The sequence below is a fragment of the Nocardia sp. NPDC055165 genome (assembly GCF_053606985.1).
The window spans coordinates 81,856-101,793 of record NZ_JBSGSS010000005.1 but is presented as its reverse complement, the minus strand read 5'-3'; the positions used below and the strand labels follow the sequence as shown (position 1 = coordinate 101,793).

The 19,938-nt window shown below is 68.6% G+C and carries 17 protein-coding genes; 11 read left to right on the top strand and 6 right to left on the bottom strand.

The features are described from left to right. Nucleotides 1-74 precede the first annotated feature (74 nt). Both ACWFRF_RS12410 and ACWFRF_RS12405 read left to right on the top strand, forming a co-directional pair. On the top strand, nt 75-746 hold the full coding sequence (locus ACWFRF_RS12410; protein WP_452449995.1) for a TetR/AcrR family transcriptional regulator: 672 nt from the start codon (nt 75-77) through the stop codon (nt 744-746). A gap of 67 nt (nt 747-813) precedes the next feature. After that, nucleotides 814-1,452, top strand: a complete 639-nt coding sequence (locus ACWFRF_RS12405) for a hypothetical protein (protein ID WP_452449993.1) — start codon at nt 814-816, stop codon at nt 1,450-1,452. Nucleotides 1,453-1,489: 37 nt separating this feature from the next. Here ACWFRF_RS12405 and ACWFRF_RS12400 read toward each other — a convergent pair whose 3' ends face one another. Both ACWFRF_RS12400 and ACWFRF_RS12395 read right to left on the bottom strand, forming a co-directional pair. Continuing rightward, a complete protein-coding gene (locus tag ACWFRF_RS12400) occupies nt 1,490-2,221 on the bottom strand; it encodes a polysaccharide deacetylase family protein (protein ID WP_452449991.1) in 732 nt (243 codons plus the stop codon). 296 nt (nt 2,222-2,517) lie between these two features. After that, nucleotides 2,518-3,642, bottom strand: a complete 1,125-nt coding sequence (locus tag ACWFRF_RS12395; protein ID WP_378990493.1) for a citrate synthase 2 — start codon at nt 3,640-3,642, stop codon at nt 2,518-2,520. A gap of 76 nt (nt 3,643-3,718) precedes the next feature. Between ACWFRF_RS12395 and pdxH the strand changes: the two genes are divergently transcribed. The 5 genes from pdxH (at nt 3,719) to ACWFRF_RS12370 (ending at nt 8,618) form a co-directional block, all read left to right on the top strand. Then, a complete protein-coding gene (gene pdxH / locus ACWFRF_RS12390; protein WP_387446404.1) occupies nt 3,719-4,423 on the top strand; it encodes a pyridoxamine 5'-phosphate oxidase in 705 nt (234 codons plus the stop codon). A gap of 68 nt (nt 4,424-4,491) precedes the next feature. Continuing rightward, the gene (locus ACWFRF_RS12385) at nt 4,492-5,775 is read left to right on the top strand and encodes an MFS transporter (RefSeq protein WP_452449989.1); all 1,284 of its coding nucleotides are present in this window, start codon (nt 4,492-4,494) and stop codon (nt 5,773-5,775) included. Nucleotides 5,776-6,033: 258 nt separating this feature from the next. After that, nucleotides 6,034-7,347 (top strand): citrate synthase, encoded by a 1,314-nt coding sequence (locus ACWFRF_RS12380; protein ID WP_101464504.1) that lies wholly within the window; start codon nt 6,034-6,036, stop codon nt 7,345-7,347. 63 nt (nt 7,348-7,410) lie between these two features. Then, nucleotides 7,411-7,770 (top strand): FKBP-type peptidyl-prolyl cis-trans isomerase, encoded by a 360-nt coding sequence (locus tag ACWFRF_RS12375; protein WP_378990490.1) that lies wholly within the window; start codon nt 7,411-7,413, stop codon nt 7,768-7,770. 221 nt (nt 7,771-7,991) lie between these two features. Beyond that, a complete protein-coding gene (locus tag ACWFRF_RS12370; protein ID WP_452449986.1) occupies nt 7,992-8,618 on the top strand; it encodes a hypothetical protein in 627 nt (208 codons plus the stop codon). Between the two features lie 49 nt (nt 8,619-8,667). Here ACWFRF_RS12370 and ACWFRF_RS12365 read toward each other — a convergent pair whose 3' ends face one another. Next, on the bottom strand, nt 8,668-9,825 hold the full coding sequence (locus tag ACWFRF_RS12365; protein WP_452449984.1) for a hypothetical protein: 1,158 nt from the start codon (nt 9,823-9,825) through the stop codon (nt 8,668-8,670). A 276-nt stretch (nt 9,826-10,101) separates the two neighbouring features. Here ACWFRF_RS12365 and ACWFRF_RS12360 point away from each other — a divergent pair, with 276 nt between their 5' ends. Together ACWFRF_RS12360 and ACWFRF_RS12355 are read left to right on the top strand one after the other, a co-directional pair. Next, the gene (locus ACWFRF_RS12360) at nt 10,102-10,764 is read left to right on the top strand and encodes a hypothetical protein (protein ID WP_379312424.1); all 663 of its coding nucleotides are present in this window, start codon (nt 10,102-10,104) and stop codon (nt 10,762-10,764) included. Nucleotides 10,765-10,861: 97 nt separating this feature from the next. Further along, a complete protein-coding gene (locus tag ACWFRF_RS12355) occupies nt 10,862-11,008 on the top strand; it encodes a hypothetical protein (protein ID WP_378990486.1) in 147 nt (48 codons plus the stop codon). A gap of 55 nt (nt 11,009-11,063) precedes the next feature. Here the strand turns inward: ACWFRF_RS12355 and ACWFRF_RS12350 are convergent, their stop codons facing one another. From ACWFRF_RS12350 to ACWFRF_RS12340, 3 genes are all read right to left on the bottom strand, one after another. Then, a complete protein-coding gene (locus ACWFRF_RS12350) occupies nt 11,064-12,320 on the bottom strand; it encodes a sensor histidine kinase (RefSeq protein ID WP_452449982.1) in 1,257 nt (418 codons plus the stop codon). Between the two features lie 110 nt (nt 12,321-12,430). Further along, a complete protein-coding gene (locus ACWFRF_RS12345; RefSeq protein ID WP_101464499.1) occupies nt 12,431-13,126 on the bottom strand; it encodes a response regulator transcription factor in 696 nt (231 codons plus the stop codon). Nucleotides 13,127-13,283: 157 nt separating this feature from the next. Beyond that, nucleotides 13,284-15,329 carry an AMP-binding protein gene (locus ACWFRF_RS12340; protein ID WP_378990484.1) on the bottom strand — a complete coding sequence of 682 codons (2,046 nt, stop codon included), beginning with the start codon at nt 15,327-15,329 and terminating at the stop codon, nt 13,284-13,286. A gap of 319 nt (nt 15,330-15,648) precedes the next feature. Here ACWFRF_RS12340 and ACWFRF_RS12335 point away from each other — a divergent pair, with 319 nt between their 5' ends. Continuing rightward, complete coding sequence (locus ACWFRF_RS12335) at nt 15,649-19,527, top strand: ATP-binding protein (RefSeq protein ID WP_452449979.1); 3,879 nt, start codon at nt 15,649-15,651, stop codon at nt 19,525-19,527. Beyond that, the gene (locus tag ACWFRF_RS12330; protein WP_011207200.1) at nt 19,524-19,937 is read left to right on the top strand and encodes a roadblock/LC7 domain-containing protein; all 414 of its coding nucleotides are present in this window, start codon (nt 19,524-19,526) and stop codon (nt 19,935-19,937) included. The genes ACWFRF_RS12335 and ACWFRF_RS12330 overlap by 4 nt, the downstream gene beginning before the upstream one ends. The last annotated feature ends 1 nt before the right edge of the window (nt 19,938 follow it).

Here is a 19,938-nt window from a genome sequence, read left to right as displayed (position 1 = left end):
TCCTTTCCTATTCTGGAACGGCGTTCCATCGGCCTAGTTTGGAACGATGTTCCAGAAGTGTCAAGATGGTGTGCATGGCGACACGTCCCCCACGGGCCACCCGACGCAGCGACGCGCTGTCGAAGCAGCGGATCGTGGACGCCGCGATCGAGATCCTCGACGCCGGTGGCGAGCGCGCGCTCACGTTCCGTGCACTGGCTTCGCGTCTGGAGACCGGCAGCGGGGCGATCTACTGGCATGTCGAGAACAAGAGCGATCTGCTCGCCGCCGCGTCCGGCGGCGTCATCGCCCGTGTCCTGGCGAGCTCGGACGACAGCGCGGAGCCCTTTACCGCGATCCGTGCCGTCGCGCTCGGGATGTTCGACGCGATCGACGCCCATCCGTGGGTGGGCGCCCAGCTCGTCCAGGAGCCGTGGCAGCTGGCGATGGTGCAGATCTACGAGCGCGTCGGCGCGCAGTTGCGGATACTCGGCGTCCCCGAGCCGTCGCTGTTCACTGCCGCGTCGGCGCTGGTGAACTACATCCTCGGCGTTGCCGGGCAGAACGCGGCGAACGCTCGACTCGAGGTGCACGAGGGCGACCGCTCGGCGTTCCTCCGGTCCGTCGCCGCCCGCTGGACACAGCACGACCCGGCGGAATTCCCGTTCGCCCATCAGATCGCCGAGCAGCTGCGCGAGCACGACGATCGCGAACAATTCCTCGCCGGAATCGACTTCGTTCTCGCCGGGATCGCCGCCCTCGGCTGACCGCGTGGATGCGGTGAGTGCGAGGAATTTGCCCTTGTGCGAAGGGCGTTCGCATTACCCTTCTGCCATGAGCCTCGTTGTGGCCGACTCGGGTCGGACCCTGCTCGACCGGTGTGTGTGGGCTTTCGGCCGGCGGCCGGGGTTGCTGACCGAGGGAGCGCGGCGGGAACTACTGATCAGGGGGCTGCCCGCGATGGCGAGCGTGCTGTCGATACGGACGCGCCGGGGGGAGGGTGGCTATCGGTTCAGCGTGCGGGTGTCGGTGCCGGGGGAGCTGGCCTACGACGCGCGGGTCCGGCAGCGGGTGCGTAGCCAGGACCTGGAGTGGATGCAGACCGGCGACGTGGTCGGCTGCCGGGTGGACCCGGGGGACCGGGAGCGAGTGGTGCTGTTCGTGCCAGAGGCGCCGGAGTCGGGGCGCAAGGCCGCGGCCAAGATTCTGGCCAACGGGCGGCGAGCGGAGGCGATCGTGCTCGCGGTGGCGCCCATCGCGGCGGATTACACCGGACGCGACGATCCGGTGCTCCGGCTCGATCTCGAGATGCGGGCCTGGGACGAGCCGTTGCCGTGGCGGGTGCGGTTGATTCAGCCGGTGCCGCTCGCGGCGGTCGGCCAGATCGAACTCGGAACGCGTTTGGAGGCGGCGTTCTTCACCGTCGACCGAGGGGCCTCTGTCGCGATCGATTTCGCGGCGTTGACGCGCTGAACGCGCCGGCCGCGCGACGCTGCGCGGGCGGCGTCCGCTACAAGTGGACGAACGTGAAACCCGCTGCGCGCAGGGCCGGTAGCGCCGCGGCCATTCCGGCCGCGGTCCCCGATCGGGGACGGTGCAGATGCGCGAGCGCGATACCGCCGGGAGTGGCCGCGTTCATCGCCCGCTGCACCTGTGCCGCCGACGCGGTTGCCCCGAAGTCGGCATTGACGGTGAAACCCAGTGGGGTCTCGCCCAATTCGTTCACGATCGCGACCGCCACCTCGTCGTAGTGCGCGGTGCCCGCGCGAAAGAATCGCGGCGCGCGGCCGGTGAGCTCGATGATCCGCTGGTGGTTGTCCCAGACCTCGTACGCGGCCTCCTCGGCGGAGGCGGTGCCCGCAACCTTGTAGGCGGACCGGCCCGACACCGAGAGCGGCTTGTGCGCGCCACCGTGATTGGCCAGTTCGAACAGCGGATTCGCCGCCAGCCGCTGGACCCGAGCCGGATCGGCGTCGACCCAGCGTTTGTTGAGGAACAGGGTGGCCGGGATCTGTTCGGCGATCAGCAGGTCGATCAGGGTCTGGTCGAGGTCACTGTTGCCGGGACCGCCGCACGCGTCGAACGTGAGCGCGAACCGCTTGCCGCCCGCGGGGAAGCCGCTGGTGATGCCGGGCAGATCGACGCCCCACTGATGCGGGACGGCGCCCGCGTGCCGGGCGGCCACCTGGGCGGGAAAGGGGGCCGGCACCGCCTCCGGGGTGGCGATCGGGTGCGCGCTCACCGGTGCGACAGACAGCCCATCGGTGCGACCGGTTGACTCGGTCGCGGCCGAATCGCCTTGTGCGACAGCGCATCCTGTGGCAACCGCGGTGGTGAGAGCAGCGCAGGCGCCGAACAGCCGACGCCGCGACAAACCATTGCTGTGCACGATCCACCCCTCACGAACATGTTCGCTGGGATGTTATCGCCGAACCTGTCGCGGTGCTCGTCGAACACGTTCTAGCAGGTGAATCATTAGACACCGCAAATAGCTGAGAATGAACCGGGCGCCGAGATCGCGGCGCCCGGTTCGACGACTCAGTGCTGCGAGATGGTGGACCAGCCCGGAACCTCGTCCGGGGTGCGCGGGCCGGGCCCGGTGTAGATCGCGGCGGGGCGGACCAGCTTGCCCAGCTGCTTCTGCTCGAGGATGTGGGCACACCAACCGGCGGTCCGGCCACAGGTGAACATCGCGGGCATCATGTGCGCCGGAACCTCGGCGAAGTCGAGGATGACCGCGGCCCAGAACTCGACATTGGTCTCGATGGCGCGATCCGGGCGACGCTCGCGCAGCTCGGCCAGCGCGGCCTGCTCCAGCGCGGCAGCCACCTCGAAGCGGGGGGCGTCGAGGCGCTGGGCGGTGGCGCGCAGCACGCGGGCGCGCGGGTCCTCGGCGCGGTACACGCGGTGGCCGAAGCCCATCAGCTTCTCTTTGCGGTCCAGGATGCCCTTGACCAGCGCCCGGGCGTCACCGGACTGCTCGACGGCCTCGATCATCGGCAGCACGCGCGCCGGGGCGCCGCCGTGCAGCGGGCCGGACATGGCGCCGATCGCGCCGGACAGCGACGCCGCCACATCGGCGCCGGTGGAGGCGATGACGCGGGCGGTGAAAGTGGAAGCGTTCATGCCGTGCTCGGCCGCGGACACCCAGTAGGCGTCGATGGCCTCGGTGTGGCGCGGGTCCGGGTCACCCTTCCAGCGGGTCATGAACCGCTCGGTGACGGTGTCGCACTCGTCGATCTTGCGCTGCGGAACGGCGGGCTGGTAGATGCCGCGGGCGGACTGCGCCACATACGACAGCGCCATCACCGAGGCGCGGGCGAGGTTCTCGCGGGCGGTCTCGTCGTCGATGTCGAGCAGCGGCTCGTAGCCCCAGATCGGGGCGAGCATCGCGAGGCCGGCCTGCACGTCGACGCGCACGTCACCGGTGTGTACCGGCAGCGGGAAGGGCTCGGCGGGCGGCAGGCCGCGACCGAACTCACCGTCGACCAGCAGGGCCCACACGTCGCCGAACGTCACCTGATCGGTGACCAGATCCTGGATGTCGACGCCGCGATATCGCAGGGCGCCACCGTCCTTGTCCGGCTCGGCGATGTCGGTGGTGAAGGCCACCACGCCTTCCAATCCGCTGACGAAATCCTGTGGTACCGAGCTGGTAGTCATGGTGACTCTCCTTGCAGGGGCATGCCGATATTTCTGAACCCTAGACCCGGACATACCGCGGAGTAATCTCGCCCCTATGCGTGACCTGGACCCCGCCGCGACCACCGCGCCCGACCTCGCCGCGATGCGTGTCGACTACGGCAATCCCCTGATCGTCGCTGCCACCGAACCCGATCTCGACGAGACCTGGGTGGCCGGTGGCTGGGAACCGTTGCTGCGCAGCTGGATCGAGCAGGCGCGCGGCGCCGGAGTCGCCGAACCCAACGCGATGGTGCTGGCCACGGTCTCGCTCACCGGCCCCGCCCCGCGACCGGTGGCGCGCACGGTCCTGTGCAAAGGACTCTCGCCCGAGGGCGTCACCTTCTATACGAACTACGACTCGGCCAAGGGCACCCAGCTCGCCGCCGACCCGTACGCGGCGGCGAGTTTCGTCTGGCCCGCGCTCGCCAGGCAGGTGCACGTGCGCGGCGTCACCGAGCGGGTGTCCGCCGCGGTGACCGCGGCGTACTGGGCGGCGCGGCCGCGGGAGTCGCGGCTGGGCGCGTGGGCTTCGCAGCAGTCGCAGCCGGTGGCCACGCGGGCCGAACTCGATCGCGTGCTGGCCGAGACGACGGCCCGATTCGCCGATGTCGACGACATTCCCGTGCCCCCGTTCTGGGGCGGTTACCTGCTGCGACCCGACGAGGTGGAGTTCTGGCAGGGTCGGCGCGGCAGGCTGCACAACCGCATCGTGCTGCGGATCGACGGGCACACCACAACGGTCCAACGTTTGCAGCCGTAACGCGCGGTGGCCTATGTCACTGCTCCTAAACATGGGATGACCGGGCGGCAGTGGCTAATCTGCGCTGAGTGAAGCTGCTCGCCGACACCGAACCCCTGCGTAATCGCGACTATCGCAGACTGTGGACGACCAATATCGTCACCGTCATCGGCGCTCAGCTCTCGGTGGTCGCGGTACCGCAGCAGATCTTCCAGATCACCGGCAGTTCCGGCTACGTCGGGCTGGCCGGTTTGTTCGGACTGATTCCGCTGGTGGTGTTCGGGCTCTGGGGCGGCGCGCTCGCCGATGTGATGGACCGGCGCACCCTGCTCGTCATCACCACGGCGGGCACGGGCCTGACCGCGGTGGCGTTCTGGGTGCAGGCCGCGCTCGGGGTGAACAATGTGTGGCTCGTCCTCGGGCTGTTCGCCACCCAGCAGGCGTTCTTCGCGGTCAACCAGCCCACTCGTAGCGCCCTGATCGCCCGGTTGCTGCCGCCGGAGCTGATGGCCTCGGCCAGTTCGCTGAGCATGACGGTGCAGAACGTCGGCATGATCGCGGGACCGGTGCTGGCCGGTGTCCTGATCCCCGTGATCGGGTTGCCGATGCTGTATCTGATCGACTCGATCGCCCTGCTCGCGACGCTGTGGGCAGTGTGGCGGCTGCCCGCCTTCCCGCCGACCGGCGAGCAGCGCCGCGCCGGGCTGCGCGCCGTACTCGACGGATTCCGCTATCTCGCGGGTCAGCGCATCCTGCTCGCGTCGTTCGTCGTCGACATCATCGCGATGGTGTTCGGCATGCCGCGCGCGCTGTTCCCGCAGATCGCGCACGAGACGTTCCACGATCCGGCCGAAGGCGGGGTGGCGCTCGGCCTGTTGTTCGCGGCCATCGCGGCGGGATCGGTCATCGGCGGCGTGTTCTCCGGGTGGATACCGCGGGTACGCAGGCAGGGACTGGCGGTGATCGTGTGCATCGCGCTGTGGGGTGTGGCGATGGTCGGCTTCGGGCTCGCGGTGGGGTTGGCCGGGCACTGGTTCGGACTGGGCGTGTGGCTGTGGATCGCGGTGGCCTTCCTGGCGTTCGGCGGCGCGGTCGACATGGTCTCGGCGGCGTTCCGCACGGCCATGTTGCTCAATGTGTCCACCGACGAGATGCGGGGACGGTTGCAGGGTGTGTTCATCGTGGTCGTCGCAGGTGGGCCGCGGATCGGTGACGTTGCCCACGGTTTCGCTGCGGCGAGCATGGGTACTGCTGTAGCGGCTGCCGGTGGCGGCGTACTGGTGGTGATCGGCGTGGTGCTCGCCGCGCTCGCCTTCCCCGCCTTCGTGCGCTACCGGGTCACTCGCGCGCACTCCGCCGTGGCCGTGAATTGACTTGCGCGGCAATGGGATTCGGGAATCGGATCCGTGTGCTCGGCAATCGTCGGGCACCGCCGCGCTGATGGTGTGGAAAACGGGATCGGCGCAGGTCCCCGGCCCTGCGCCGACCTCACCGCCGCACGTGACCGGTGTGAGAACAGGGCAGGACAACCCTGATTGCTCGTCCTGACCGAACAACAGCTAGCGTTAGCGCAAGCGCACCTGTGCCGACCGCACCGGTGCCTACGGTTCTAGCCTGAGAGGGATCCTTCCGTGCCCGCTGAGAACATCACCAACGTCACCGAAGACGCCAAGGCGGTACTCCAGTACCCCGGTGGCGAGTTCCCGATCTCGGTCACCAAGGCCGCGGAGGGTAACGACGGGCTCGACTTGGGCAAGCTGCTGGCCAGCACCGGTTACGTCACCTATGACCCCGGTTTCATGAACACCGCGTCGACCAAGTCGGCCATCACCTACATCGACGGTGAAGCGGGCATCCTGCGCTACCGCGGTTACCCGATCGACCAGCTGGCGGGCCGCTCGACCTTCATCGAGGTCAGCTACCTGCTCATCTACGGCGAGCTGCCGACCCAGGCCCAGCTCGACGACTTCACCGATCGCATCCGTCGCCACACCCTGCTGCACGAGGACCTGAAGCGGTTCTTCGACGGCTTCCCGCGCAACGCGCACCCGATGCCGGTGCTGTCGTCCGCGGTGAACGCGCTGTCGGCGTACTACCAGGACTCGCTGGACCCGCGCGATCCCGAGCAGGTCGAGCTGTCGACCATCCGCCTGCTGGCGAAGCTGCCGACCATCGCGGCGTACTCGTACAAGAAGTCGGTCGGTCAGCCGTTCCTCTACCCCGACAACTCGCTGTCGCTGGTCGAGAACTTCCTGCGGATGACCTTCGGTTTCCCGGCCGAGCCCTACGAGGTCGACCCCGAGGTCGCCGCCGCGCTCGACATGCTGCTGATCCTGCACGCCGACCACGAGCAGAACTGCTCCACCTCGACCGTGCGCCTCGTCGGCTCCTCCGACGCCAACCTGTTCACCTCGGTGTCCGGTGGCATCAACGCGCTGTGGGGCCCGCTGCACGGCGGCGCGAACCAGGCCGTGCTCGAGATGCTCGACGAGATCAAGGCCAACGGCGGCGACGTCAAGGAATTCATCCGCAAGGTCAAGAACAAGGAAGACGGCGTGAAGCTCATGGGCTTCGGGCACCGCGTCTACCGCAACTACGACCCGCGCGCGACGCTGGTCAAGCAGGCCGCCGACAAGATCCTGTCGAAGATCGGCGGCGACGACCAGCTGCTCGACATCGCCAAGCAGCTCGAAGAGGCCGCCCTCACCGACGACTACTTCGTGTCGCGTCGTCTGTACCCGAACGTCGACTTCTACACCGGCGTCATCTACCGGGCCATGGGCTTCCCGACCCGCATGTTCACCGTGCTGTTCGCGATGGGCCGGCTGCCCGGCTGGATCGCGCACTGGCGTGAGATGCACTCCGAGCCGCTGAAGATCGGCCGCCCGCGCCAGATCTACACCGGCTACGGTGAACGCGACTACCGCGCGATCGACAACCGCTAGTTTCGATCCGCCGTTGTCGGCAACTTTGTTGGGTACAGCAATCTATCGAAGGGGATAGCCCGCATGACCAAGCCGGAGATCGAATTCCAGGAGGGCCCCGCGCCCACCGAGCTCGTCATTACCGACCTCATCGAGGGCGAAGGCAAAGAAGCGGTGGCCGGTGGCACCGTCGAGGTGCACTACGTCGGCGTCGAGTTCGACAACGGTGAGCAGTTCGACTCCTCCTGGGATCGCGGCGAGTCCCTCACCTTCCCGCTGCGCGGCCTGATCCAGGGCTGGCAGGACGGCATCCCCGGCATGAAGGTCGGCGGCCGTCGTCAGCTGGTGATCCCGCCGGACCTCGCCTACGGTGCCGCGGGCGCGGGCCACGCGCTCTCCGGCAAGACCCTGGTCTTCGTGATCGACCTGCTCAACGCGAACTGATCTCACCGCATTTCGGCCCGTGCCTCCTCAGGGAGGCACGGGCCGTTGCTGTTTCAGGGGTAAGGCACCCGCCTCGCGAGCCGCGGGGTAATGTGCCCCGCGTATGACGGAGCCCAACGGCTCCCGTGTGATTCGTTTCCAATGCGTTGTCCATGACAGTGACTTGTTCGATTCGCCCGGGGCCGGGTTCTTCGGGAGTTTCGGGAGGGAGATTCTCGATCATGTTCCAACACAAGGTTGTTCGCCGTGCGCTGGCCGTGGCGCTGCCCATCGCCGTGGCGGTGAGCGTGGCCGGGGTCGCGTCTGCGGAGGTCGACCAGCAGACGCAGTACGCGGCGGGATTGTCGAGTGCGGGGCAGGGCTACCGCACCACGGTCGCGCCGGACCTGCGCACCGTAGCCGCCTCGGTGGAGGAGGGCCGGTTCCTGCTCGCACCCGACCGGGCCCGGGTCATCGTCGAGTCCGCGACCGGCGATCCGATCGGGGAGGTCCCCACCTCGTTCACCACGGTCAGCGGCAATGTGATCGCCCTGGCGACCGAGATCGCGGCCGACGGGCGAAGCATGACGGTGACACCGCGGCCCACCGCGGAGGCGAGCGACGAACTGAAGACCATCGCGACCACCCCCACCGCGCAATTCCCCGACCCGATCCAGAACGCCGCCGCCATCGGCGCCGGCATCGGCGCGCTCGTCGCCGCCGTCGTGTGCATCCCGATGATCACCACGATGATCCTCTACCTGCCGTGCGTCGGCCTGGTAGGTCTCCCGAACGCGTTGATCGGCGCGTTGATCGGCGCCGTGGTCGGCGTGGCCGCACCGCACATCATCCCGCAGGTCCTGCCCTGACCCTGAAAACCCCTGCGGCCCGGTCGAAACCGACCGGGCCGTAGTGCTGTCACTCCCGGACGACTTCGACGGGGTCGGTGAGGGCGAGGGCGAGGGCGGATTGCTGGGACTGGCCTCGTGGGGGGAGGGCCTCGAGGGCCTTGCCGGTTTGGGTGTTGAGGTTGCCGACGATGTTCTGCAGGGCGCCGACGCCGCCGGTGAGTTGTTCGACGGCCGAGAGGAGTTGGGCGCCGCCCTGTTCGGCGAGGGTGGGTAGGCCCTTGGCGAGTTCGGCGCCCTGGGTGAGCTGGTCGCGGGCGCTGTTGAGGCGGGCCACGACGGTGCGCAGGAGGGTGCCCAGGTCGGTGTTGGGATCGACTGCGGCGCCGGTCAATTCGCTGAGGCCGTCGAGTTGGGTGCCTGCCTGGGTCGATACGCCGCGTAGCGCTTCGAGTTTGGTGATGATGTCGGCGAGCTGCGGGTCGCCCGCGAAGGGGAGGGCTTTCAGAAGGGGCAGGATCTGGTCGAGGCCGGAGCCCATGGCGGCCGCGCTGGATTGGACGCCGGCGATGGTGACGCCGGTGGCGCCGAGGGCATCGGCCAGCTGGGTCGCCTGCTTCGCCGCGCCGTCGACGGTCTGGTTCAGCAGCTCGATCGCCGAAGTGAGTTGGCCCGCACCCTCTTTCGCAAAGTCGAGGAACCCGAGCATCTGCTCCGCACCGCCACTGAACTGGCTCGCACCGTCGGCGGCGGCGTTCACGCCCGCGCTGAGCAGCTGGGCGGTGAACTGGACCGAGGTCATCTGGTTGCGTGCCTGCGAGACCGCGGCCAGCGCCGCGTCGACGCCGGACGCGCCGATCCGGTGCGTCACCACGTCGACCGCGCCGTTCACCGTGTTCGTGTCGGCGCCGTCGTGGGTGGCGACGGTCACCTTGGCGCGCTTGGGTTCCGGGGTGGCGAGGGTGGCCATCGACGCGGTGAGGTCGGCGGGCAGGGTGATCACGGCGGCGTAGTCGCCCGCGTCGATCTCACCGGGCTTCGCGACGGTCCACTCATAGCCACCCGCATCCTGCACCGCCTTGGCCACACGCTCGCCGGTCGGCCCGGAATCAGCGTTGACGAGCGCGATCCCGGTCGGTGCGGCATCCTTGCCGGAACAGGCGACAGCACCGCCCGCCAGCGCGAGAGCAGTGGTGAAGCAGAGCAGGCGAGCGCGTTTGTCGATCACATCGGCGACGGTATCCCGGAGTTCGGTGCCGGACGTGGGAGATGTCTGAGAGTTCGTTGAGGAAGGGCTGTTCAAGGTAGCTGCCGGTATGCCGGTCGAGTACTGCGCGCGATCGCCGATCGATAGCTACCTGTTCAAACTATGCCTTGTGTCACAACATATTCCGCAACACCGTAGTGGTTCGGTACAACTCTCGAGTCAATCGACATCGAGATTTTTTCGATTCGTCCGGGGGGTTCGGGGATTCTTCGGAAGCATCGGGAGGGAGAACCGAACATGTTCAGCCACAACATCACTCGCGCGGGTCGCCGTGCGGTCTTCGCCGCACTGCCGCTGGTCGTCGCGGCGTCGCTCGTCACCACGGGCACCGCGGCCGCTGATGTCACCGTCGCGCGTCAGGCCGAGATCGCCGCCGGGCTGGCAGGCGAAGGCGCCGCCGACGGCGTCGGCTACAAGACCACCGTCTCGCCGGACCTGCGCACCGTCTCCGCGACCGTCGACAACGGCCGCTTCGTGCTCTCGCCCGACTCCACCAATGTCGCGGTCATCTCCGCCACCGGAGACAAGGTCAGCGAGCTGCCGCTGACGATGACCACCGTCGGTGGCAACAACATCGCGCTGGCTTCGGTCGTCTCCGAGGACGGCCGCACGCTGCAGATCGCCCCGCAGCTGTCCGCCGCCACCACCGACGAGCTGAAGAGCATCGCCACCAACCCCGAGGCCGGTAACCACGACCCCGTCCAGAACGGTGCGGCCGCCGGTGCCACCATCGGCTTCCTGACCGCGGCGATCCTGTGCATCCCGGGCCTGGCCGCGTTCATCATCGGCTACTTCCTGTGCGCGTTCACCTCGGGCGTCTCCTTCGCGATCACCGGCGCGGTGCTCGGCGCGGTGATCGGCCTGGTCATCCCGGAGTCGATCCCGCAGGTTCTCCCCTGATTCCAGCTTCAGTCGCTGGTTGTTAACTGTGCGGTATTCTCGCGAGTGTCTTCACCCCGCGCCGATCAGGCGCGGAACTCACGAGAGTGGAGGTTCGATGTCCGACACCGACGATGTCAAAGCCAAGGCCAAGGCCGAGGGCGAGAAGATCGAGGCGGAAGCGAAGAAGGCAGCGGCCAACGTGAAGGAAGCTGCCGAGCGCGCGGCGGGCAGAGTGAAGGACGCTTTCAAGAGCGACAAGTAAGTAGCGAGCTCGGCCCCGCATCCACGGTCATCGTGGGTGCGGGGCTTTCGTGTTTCTACCGGGCCGGTCGCGCGGGCAGGTCGATGACGAGACGGGCGCCGCCGAGTGGACTGTCCTCGAAGTACGTCAGCCCGCCGTGCAACTGGGCCTGCTGGGCCACCAGCGCGAGGCCGAGGCCCGAACCGCCCTTGGCGGCGTTGGCGCCGCGGGCGAACCGCGCGAAGACCGCCTCGCGTTCGCCGGGCGCGACGCCGGTGCCGTTGTCGTCGACGGCGATGACGATCCGGTCGTGCGCGGTGCGATGCGCCGACACGACAGCGGCGGTGGCGCCGCCGTGCTTCACCGAATTGGTGAGCGCGTTGTCGACGGCCAGCCGCAGGCCTGCGGGCAGGCCCCGGGTCACCAGCTCGGCGTCGGTGTCGATGCGCACCGCCAGACCGGGGTTGTGGCGCATGGCGTCGTGGGCGGCCTGGTCGCACAGGTCGGCGACATCGGTGGGGACGTGATCGGTCTCGGCGGTGAGATCGCCGCGGGCGAGCCGTTCCAGCGCGGACAGGGTGGTTTCCACCCTGGTCTCGTTGCGGGCGAGGTCGTCGAGGATCTCGCGACGCTGGTCGTCGGTGAGGTCGAGGGTGCGCAGGACCTCGAGGTCGGTGCGGATCGCGGTGAGCGGGGTGCGCAGTTCGTGGGCGGAGACGGCGGCGAAGTCGCGGGCGGTTTCCAGCGCGGCGGCGGTCTCGGCCTGGGCCTGGTCGACGCGGGCCAGCATGGTGTTCACCGCGTCGGCCAGCTTCACCGCTTCGTCGACACCGGAACCGTCGACCGGGCGGTCGTGCTCGTCCGGCCCACCGCCCGTGCTGCGGGCCGACACCTGCTTGGTCAGCTTCACGATCGGGCCGACCGCACGCCCGGCGAGCAGCCAGCCCAGCGCCGCCGCAGCCGCCACCGCGATCGCCGCGCCCGCGAGGACCCAGCGTTGCTGGTCGTCGGTGGCCTTGGTGGCCTCGGTGGTCGGAATGGCCAGCGAGACAGTGCGACCCGCGGGCTGGTTCTCGGTGGTGGTGAGCACCCGATAGGGCTGGTCGTTCAGCTCGACGGTCTGTGAGCCGGGGGGCAGATCCGGCAGCTGGGTCGAGCTCGACGCGGTCACCTGGCCGTCGTCGCGCACCGTGAGCGCCATGGTGTTCTGCAATCCGGTCAGGTTGACGAACCCGGTTGCCAGCACCGGCTCGATCAGCACGATGCGCGAAGCGATTTCCAGTTGCTGATCGGTTTGGGTGACATTATTGCGCTCGATTGCTTGAAAACCCACGAAAGCGGCGATCGTGACGATGATGACGGCGCCCGCCGCAGCCGCCCCCGCGACTCTTGTCCGGAGCGAAAACGATTGTCTGCGACGACGTTTCAGCGGTTGTTCGGAGATCATTTCGATTCCCGGAGTACGAAACCCACCCCGCGAATCGTGTGCAAAATCCGTGGCGTGTCATCTATTTCGAGTTTCCTGCGCAGGTATCCGACGAACACGTCCACCACATTCGTATCGGCTATGAAATCGTAACCCCACACCAATTCCAGCAGTCGTTCTCGCGTCAACACCACACCGGCATTCCGGGCGAGCGTCGACAGCAATTCGAATTCCCTTTTGGTGAGCTCGATTTCGCGCCCGTGCAGTAGTGCGCGATACCCCGCGACATCGACCAGCAACGGCCCGACCGTCAGCGCGCCGGGCGCCACGGGCTCGGGTGTGTCGGTGCGGCGGCGCAGCAGGGCCTTGATCCTGGCCACCAATTCGGCCAGCTCGAACGGTTTCACCAGGTAGTCGTCGGCGCCCGACTCGAGACCCGCGATCCGGTCGTCCACCGAAGCACGGGCGCTGAGCACGCAGATGGGCACGTCATTGCCCATAGCTCGCAGGGCCGTGACCACCCCGGCACCGTCGAGGACCGGCATGTTCATGTCGAGGACCACCGCGTCGGGCGCCTGCTCGGCGACGGCGCGCAGCGCGGCACCACCGTCGCGCGCGACCAGCACCCGGAAACCGGACAGTCGCAGGCCGCGTTCGACCGAGGCGAGAACGTCCTCGTCGTCATCGACGACGAGAACGGTAGAGGAAGTCACGTGGTGAGCTTATATTTCTGGCGGCGCGGGCGCCGCGGGGTCTCGGCCTGGTGGCCTCGATCTTCCCTCCCGGCGGGCACTCCTTCGTCGCACCCTCTGGTCAGTCCGGATCGAGGCGGCCGAGACGCCCCTGCGGGGCTGCGAAGACCTCGGATGTCTACGGGGTCGGCGAGACTGGATCGTTGTCCTGTTCGGGGGTGGCGGTCGGCGTGATGCTGCCCAGTGGTGGGTTGGCGAGGATGCGGTCCGCCAGGGCGGTGAGGACGTGGGGGTCCTCGATGGTGGCGGGGGTTTCGACGTGTTCACCGGCGGTGAGCTGGCGGATCGTCTTGCGCAGGATCTTGCCGGAACGGGTCTTGGGCAATCCGGTGACGATGATCGAGTCGTGCAGGGTGGCGATCGCCCCGATCTGGGCACGCACCCGGTCGTCGAGTTCGGCGCGCAACTGCTGCTGGTCGATCTCGACGCCCTGCTTGAGCACCACATAGGCCAGCGGGAGGCTGCCCTTGAGCTCGTCGGGCATGCCGATCACCGCGCATTCGGCGACGGCCTCGTGCCCGGCGATGGCGGCCTCGATGCTGCCCGCCGACAGGCGATGCCCGGCGATGTTGATCACGTCGTCGCTGCGCCCGAGGACGTAGAGATAGCCGTCCTCGTCGAAGTAGCCGGAGTCGCCGGTGAGGTAATGGCCGGGGAAGGCCGACAGGTACGAGCGGATGAAGCGATCCCGGTCGCGCCACAACCCGGTCAGGCAGCCGGGGGGCAGCGGCAGCCCGATGACGATGTTGCCCTCGGTCCCGGCCGGAACCGCGTTGCCGTTCGCGTCGAGCACGCGCAGCCGGTAGCCGGGCACCGGCACACTCGCCGAACCGGGCTTGACCGGCAGTTCCTGCACGCCGAGCGGGTCGGCGCAGATCGGCCAGCCGGTCTCGGTCTGCCACCAGTGATCGACCACCGGGGTGTCGGGATGATCGGCCAGCAGGGTGTTCGTCGCCCAGTCGAAGGTGGCCGGATCCAGGCGCTCGCCCGCGCAGAACAGCGCGCGCAGCCGGGACAGGTCGTGACGGTGGGCCGCGGTGGCGTCGGGGTCGGCGCGGCGGATCGCGCGCAACGCGGTCGGCGCGGTGAACAGCACCCGCACGTCGTGCTCGTCGACGATCCGCCAGAACGCGCCCGCGTCGGGGGTGCCAACCGGTTTGCCCTCGTAGAGCACCGTCGTCGCGCCGACCAGCAGGGGTGCGTAGACGATGTAGGAGTGGCCGACGACCCAGCCCACATCGGAGGCGGCCCAGAACACCTGACCAGGGCCGACGTCGTAGATATTGCGCATCGACCAGGCCAGCGCCACCGCGTGTCCGCCGTTGTCGCGCACCACGCCCTTCGGCTTACCGGTGGTGCCGGAGGTGTAGAGGATGTAGAGCGGATCGGTGGCGGCCACCGAGACCGGATCGGCGGGCGCCGCGCCGTCGACGCAGTCGTCCCAATCGACCCAGCGCGCGGCGACGGTCTGCTCCGAAGACGGCAGCACGTCGGTGGCGGGCAGGGCGGCCGGGAACTCGATCGTCGTGAACTGGGGCCGCTGCTTCACGATCACCGTGCGTACCGACGCGGTCTCGGCGAGGTCGAGCGCGGCCATCACGATCGGCGGGTAGTCGATGCGGCGGTTGGGTTCCAGCCCGCCCGAGGCGGTGATGATCAGGACCGGCTCGGCGTCGTCGATGCGGGCGGCCAACTCGGGTGCGGCGAACCCGCCGAACACCACCGAGTGCACCGCGCCGATGCGGGCACAGGCCAGCATCGCGATCACCGCTTCGGGAATCATCGGCAGATAGATCACCACCCGATCACCGGCCACCACACCGAGATCGCGCATGGCTCCCGCGAACTCGGCCACCGCGTCGAGCAATTCGGCGTAGGTGTAAATCGTGGTGGTGTCCGTCATAGCGGAGGCATATATGAGGGCGGGTTGATCGGCGTGTCCACCCTGGTCGACAGTGCCCGCTCTGACGTGGCGGTCGAGGGCGTTCACGCAGGTATTCAGGCGGGCATCGGGGAACCACCGGGCCGAACGCTTATCGGCGGCATCGACGATCTGCTGCGGTTCGACATCCCACTCGATGCCCTGAGCTGCGGCGGACCAGAAGTCGGCTGGGTCGACCAGGCTGGTCTGATAGACCGGCCGGTACTCGTGTTCGGTGTCCAACCCCGTGACTCCCTAGCCTCGCTTCGATGCCCGCTCGATAGATCCAGATGATTGTGGCAGACTTCACGCGACACCCGAGGGGGTGCCGCGACCTTTGGTTTTGCCTACAACGGGCTGGTCATCGAGCGGACCTCTACCGGGAGTCAGCCAAGAAGTTATTGATCCGTTAGAATCCGATGTCACTTATTCGGGCAGTCGTAGACGCAATTTCTCGGCCAGCCGTAGTTCTCGGCCAGCAGCCACTGGCGAGCCACCATCGCGCCTGTGGAGGTTCGCCTCAGGCGTACGGTACGAGGCCAGTTTGGAAAGTGAGTGGGAGATGCGTGACGCCGCTAGGTCCGGCAGCAAACGCTGGGCGCTCGGCAACTGGGACCTGCGTTGGAAGGTTACGGCCGTGCTTGCCGTGCCACTCGCGGTCGCGGTCGGGCTCGGCGTGTCGAGAATTACCTCCGAGTTCTCGGAGGCCAACCGGCTCTCCAGTATCAACGAGCAGGTAGACACGATTCCGACGGTCACCGCGCTGAGTGCAGGCACGGCGAAGGTGGCCGGCAGTCAGTTGGTGCCGGCCGGTCCGGGGGTCACCCTGGTCACCGACAAGGACCTCGCCGATCTCGACGCCGCCGTCGCCGCGGCCGAGACCTCGCTCGGTCGGCTGACCGATCTGCCTGCCGCGCACGGCGCGCTGGAGCGGATGGTCAAGCAGGCCAAGAACGTGCGCGCGCAGGGTAAGGCGCTGTCGACGTCCGCCGAGCCGGTACTTTCCGGGGTCGAGCAGATGACCCAGGACAGCGTCAGCATCGTGGAGTCCACCATCGCTCAGGTGAGCGATCCGGTGATGGACACGGCCAAGCTGCGTCTGGTCGACTCGCTCAACACGCGTTCGGTGCTCGTCGACGAGCTCGCCGGTCTGGCCGGGATGCTGCGTGGGCAGGACACCGGGGCGCAGACCTTCCTCACCGGTGTCGCGACCGAGAGCCATCTGCTCGATGTGCTGTCCAACCGCTTCCCCGACGGCGATCGGGTGATCGCCGACCTCAAGGCTCAGGCCGATATCCGGGCGAACCTGATCAGCAGTCCCGAGGTGTCCGCGGGCAAGCTGCCCGTCGGCGACTTGCGTACCTCGCTCTACTCGAGTTTGCAGGCCTACGAAGGCGTCGTGAACGAGGCCACCAAGGCTATCGAGGTCTCGATGGACGAGCTCACCGATGCGGCCGCCACCGGTGCCTGGACCTATACCGCTGTCGTCATCGCGACGATCCTGGCCGCGCTGCTGCTCGCCGTGTTCGTCGCCCGCTCGATGATCGTGCCGCTGCACCGCCTCCGGCTGGCCGCGCTGCGCGTCGCCGAGTCCGATCTGCCGCACGAGGTCGCCCAGCTGCGCAACGGTGCCGCGCCCGAGGACGTGCCGCTCGAGCCGATGCCGGTGCGCTCCGACGAGGAGATCGGCCAGCTCGCCCGCGCCGTCGACGACATCCACGGTCAGGCGCTGCGTCTGGCCAGCGACCAGGCGCAGATGCGTTCGCAGGTCAACGACATGTTCGAGACGCTGGCCCGCCGGTCCAAGTCGCTCGTCGACCATCAGCTCACCCTCATCGAGGCGATGGAGTACGACGAGAAGGACCCGCGCCTGCTCGAGAACCTCTTCCGGCTCGACCACCTCGCCGCGCGCATGCGCCGTAACGGTGACAACCTGCTGATTCTCGCGGGTACCAAGCAGCGTCGCACCAAGTCGGCCCCGGTCGAGATCGCCGACGTGCTGCGTGCCGCGATCTCCGAGGTCGAGGACTACGAGCGGGTCAAGCTCGGCGCCACACCGCGTGGCTCGCTGGTCGAACCGGCCGCCTCCGATATGGCGCACCTGTTCGCCGAGCTGCTCGACAACGCGCTGCGGGCCTCCCCGCCGGAGACCGACGTCAAGTTCACCTTCGCCCAGGCGCACGACCAGGGTCTGCTGATCGAGGTCGCCGACCGCGGCATCGGTATGCCGCCTGCCGAGATGTCGGAGATCAACCACCGGCTCGAGCAGACCGCGGAGCCCGGTCCCGACACCGCCCGCCACATGGGTCTGTTCGTGGTCGGCCGGCTGGCCGAGCGCCACGGTCTCACCGTGCGCCTGCGTCCGACCTTCGATACCGCGCGCGATCCGGGCGTCACCGTCACCGTGCACGTGCCGGTCGGCCTCATCGTCGCCGGTGCCGGTGGCCCGGTGGTGCCGCCGCAGCAGGTGCAGCAGCAGAACTCGCCCGCACCGCAGCAGCAGCGACCGAACCCGCAGCAGCAGCAGCAGCCGAGCAGCACCATGCAGACCCGCGCGATCACCCGCACCCCGGGTGGCAACGTGATGGTCACCGTGGATCCCGGAACCAGCGCGCCGCCGGCGGGTGCCGGTGGTGGGCTGCCGCAACGTCAGCCGGGCAACTCGATGGCTTCGGGCGTGGCCCAGGACGCGAACGAGCAGTCGTCGCCGTCGCTGCGTCCGCCCGCGCCGGGCCAGGGGAACGTGCCGCAGCGCGGCAAGCTCGCCGCGGCGAACCTACCCAAGCGCAACCTGGCGCCGGGTGGGCCGCAGCGTCCGCCCGCCGGGCCGGGCCAGCAGGGCCCGGGTGAGCAGAAGCCCGGTGGGCCGCCGCAGGCCGGTGGTGGGCTGCCGCAGCGTCAGCCGGGTGCGAACGGCGCGCCGTCGCGGGATTCCGCGCAGTCGCCGCGTGACGCGGCACCGCCCCAGCGCGATATGGCACCGCCGCAGCGCGATTCGGCACAGACGCAGCGGGGGAGCACCCCCGGTGGGTTGCCGCAGCGTTCGCCGGGCGCCAATGGCGCCCCGCAGCGTGATCCTTCGGTCGGTCTGCCGCAGCGCGATCCGTCGCCGCGGCTACCGCAGCGGGAGCAGACCGGCGGACTGCCGCAGCGTGACCCGGCAACGGGTCTGCCGCAGCGCGATTCGTCGACCGGCCTCCCGCAGCGGGAACAGACCGGTGGCCTGCCGCAGCGTGACCCGGCAACGGGTCTACCGCAGCGCGATGCCGCGAACGCCCAGCGTGATCCGGCGCAGTCGACCGGGTTGCCGCAGCGTGGTCAGGGCAGCGCTGCGCCGCAGCGTGATTCCGAGCCCGTGCAGCGTGACCCGTCGACCGGACTCCCGCAGCGGGGCAATGCCTCCGGCGGCCTGCCGCAGCGCGATCCCGCGCCGCGCCTGCCGCATCGGGATCAGTCCGGTGGTTTGCCCAGGCTCGATCAGACCGGTGGTCTCCCACAACGTGAGCAGACCGGTGGCCTGCCGCAGCGTGATCCGTCGACCGGCCTACCGCAGCGGGACCAGACGGGCGGTCTGCCGCAGCGCGACCCGTCCAACGGCCTCCCGCAGCGTGAGCAGACCGGTGGCCTCCCGCAGCGTGATCCGTCCAATGGTCTGCCGCAGCGTGAGCAGACCGGCGGTCTGCCGCAGCGTGATCCGGCCAGCGGACTTCCACAGCGTGCCCAGCCCGCCCGTCCGGCCAATGGTCTGCCCCAGCGCGCAACCCCTGCGCCGCAGCAGGATTCGGCCGACAACGGTCTGCCCCAGCGCGCTCCGGCCGCGGGTCAACCGCAGCGGGACGCGCCCAACGGCCTGCCCCAACGCGCGGCTGCGCCGAATGGGCTGCCGCAGCGCGATCCCGGGGCTAGTGTTGTACCGCAGGCGAACGCCGGGCCAGGAGTGGCTCTGCCGCAACGGGATCGGGACCCTGCGGGGCCGGATAACGCTGCGTCGGCAGGGCGTGATCCGGGTCGGCACAGCTTCCGGTCCAATCCGGTCAAGGCTGCGTCGTTCTTCCAGACCAGGTTGCAGCCGGCACCGGAAGGTGATTCCGTGATGGGCGGAACACCGATCTTCGCGGAGATGATGTCGTCGTGGCTCACGGACGAGAATTCCGACCGGAACCAGATGGCCGCGTCCTTCGAATCACCCGGTGATGACGGCTGGGAGGCTGCTCGCGCGGCGAGCGAAGCCCAGTCCGAGGTGCGTACCGCCGCCGGCTTGCCTCAGCGCAGTCCGGGCGGGAGGCTTGTGCCGGGTGGTGTGAGCGGCACCGCCGATCGCACTCCGCAGCAACGCGATCCCGCCACGATCCGCAACAGCCTGAGTCGTCACCAGCAGGGCGTCCGGGATGGCCGCGCAATGAAGGCAATGAACCTAACCGGAGATAAAGGAGACCGATGAACCCCGATCTAGGTGGTACGAACCGTCAGCTGGATTGGCTGGTTTCGAACTTCGCCAACGAGGTTCCTGGCGTAGCCCATGCCGTCCTGGTCTCGGCTGACGGACTGTTGATGGCCGCGAGCGCTCAGCTCCCGGTCGACCGCGCAGAACAGCTCTCCGCGGTGACCGCCGGACTGGCGAGCCTTTCCGTCGGCGTGTCGAATCTGTTCGAAGGCGGTACGGTACTCCAGTCCGTCGTGGAGATGGAGCACGGATACCTGCTGCTCATGGCAGTCGGCGACGGCTCCTACCTAGCGGTCCTGACCAACACCTCGTGTGACATCGGTCAGGTCGGCTACGAAATGGCACTTCTGGTCGAGCGCGTTGGCCAGACGGTCCAGGCCACCCCGCGCGTCACGATGGGTTCCTGAT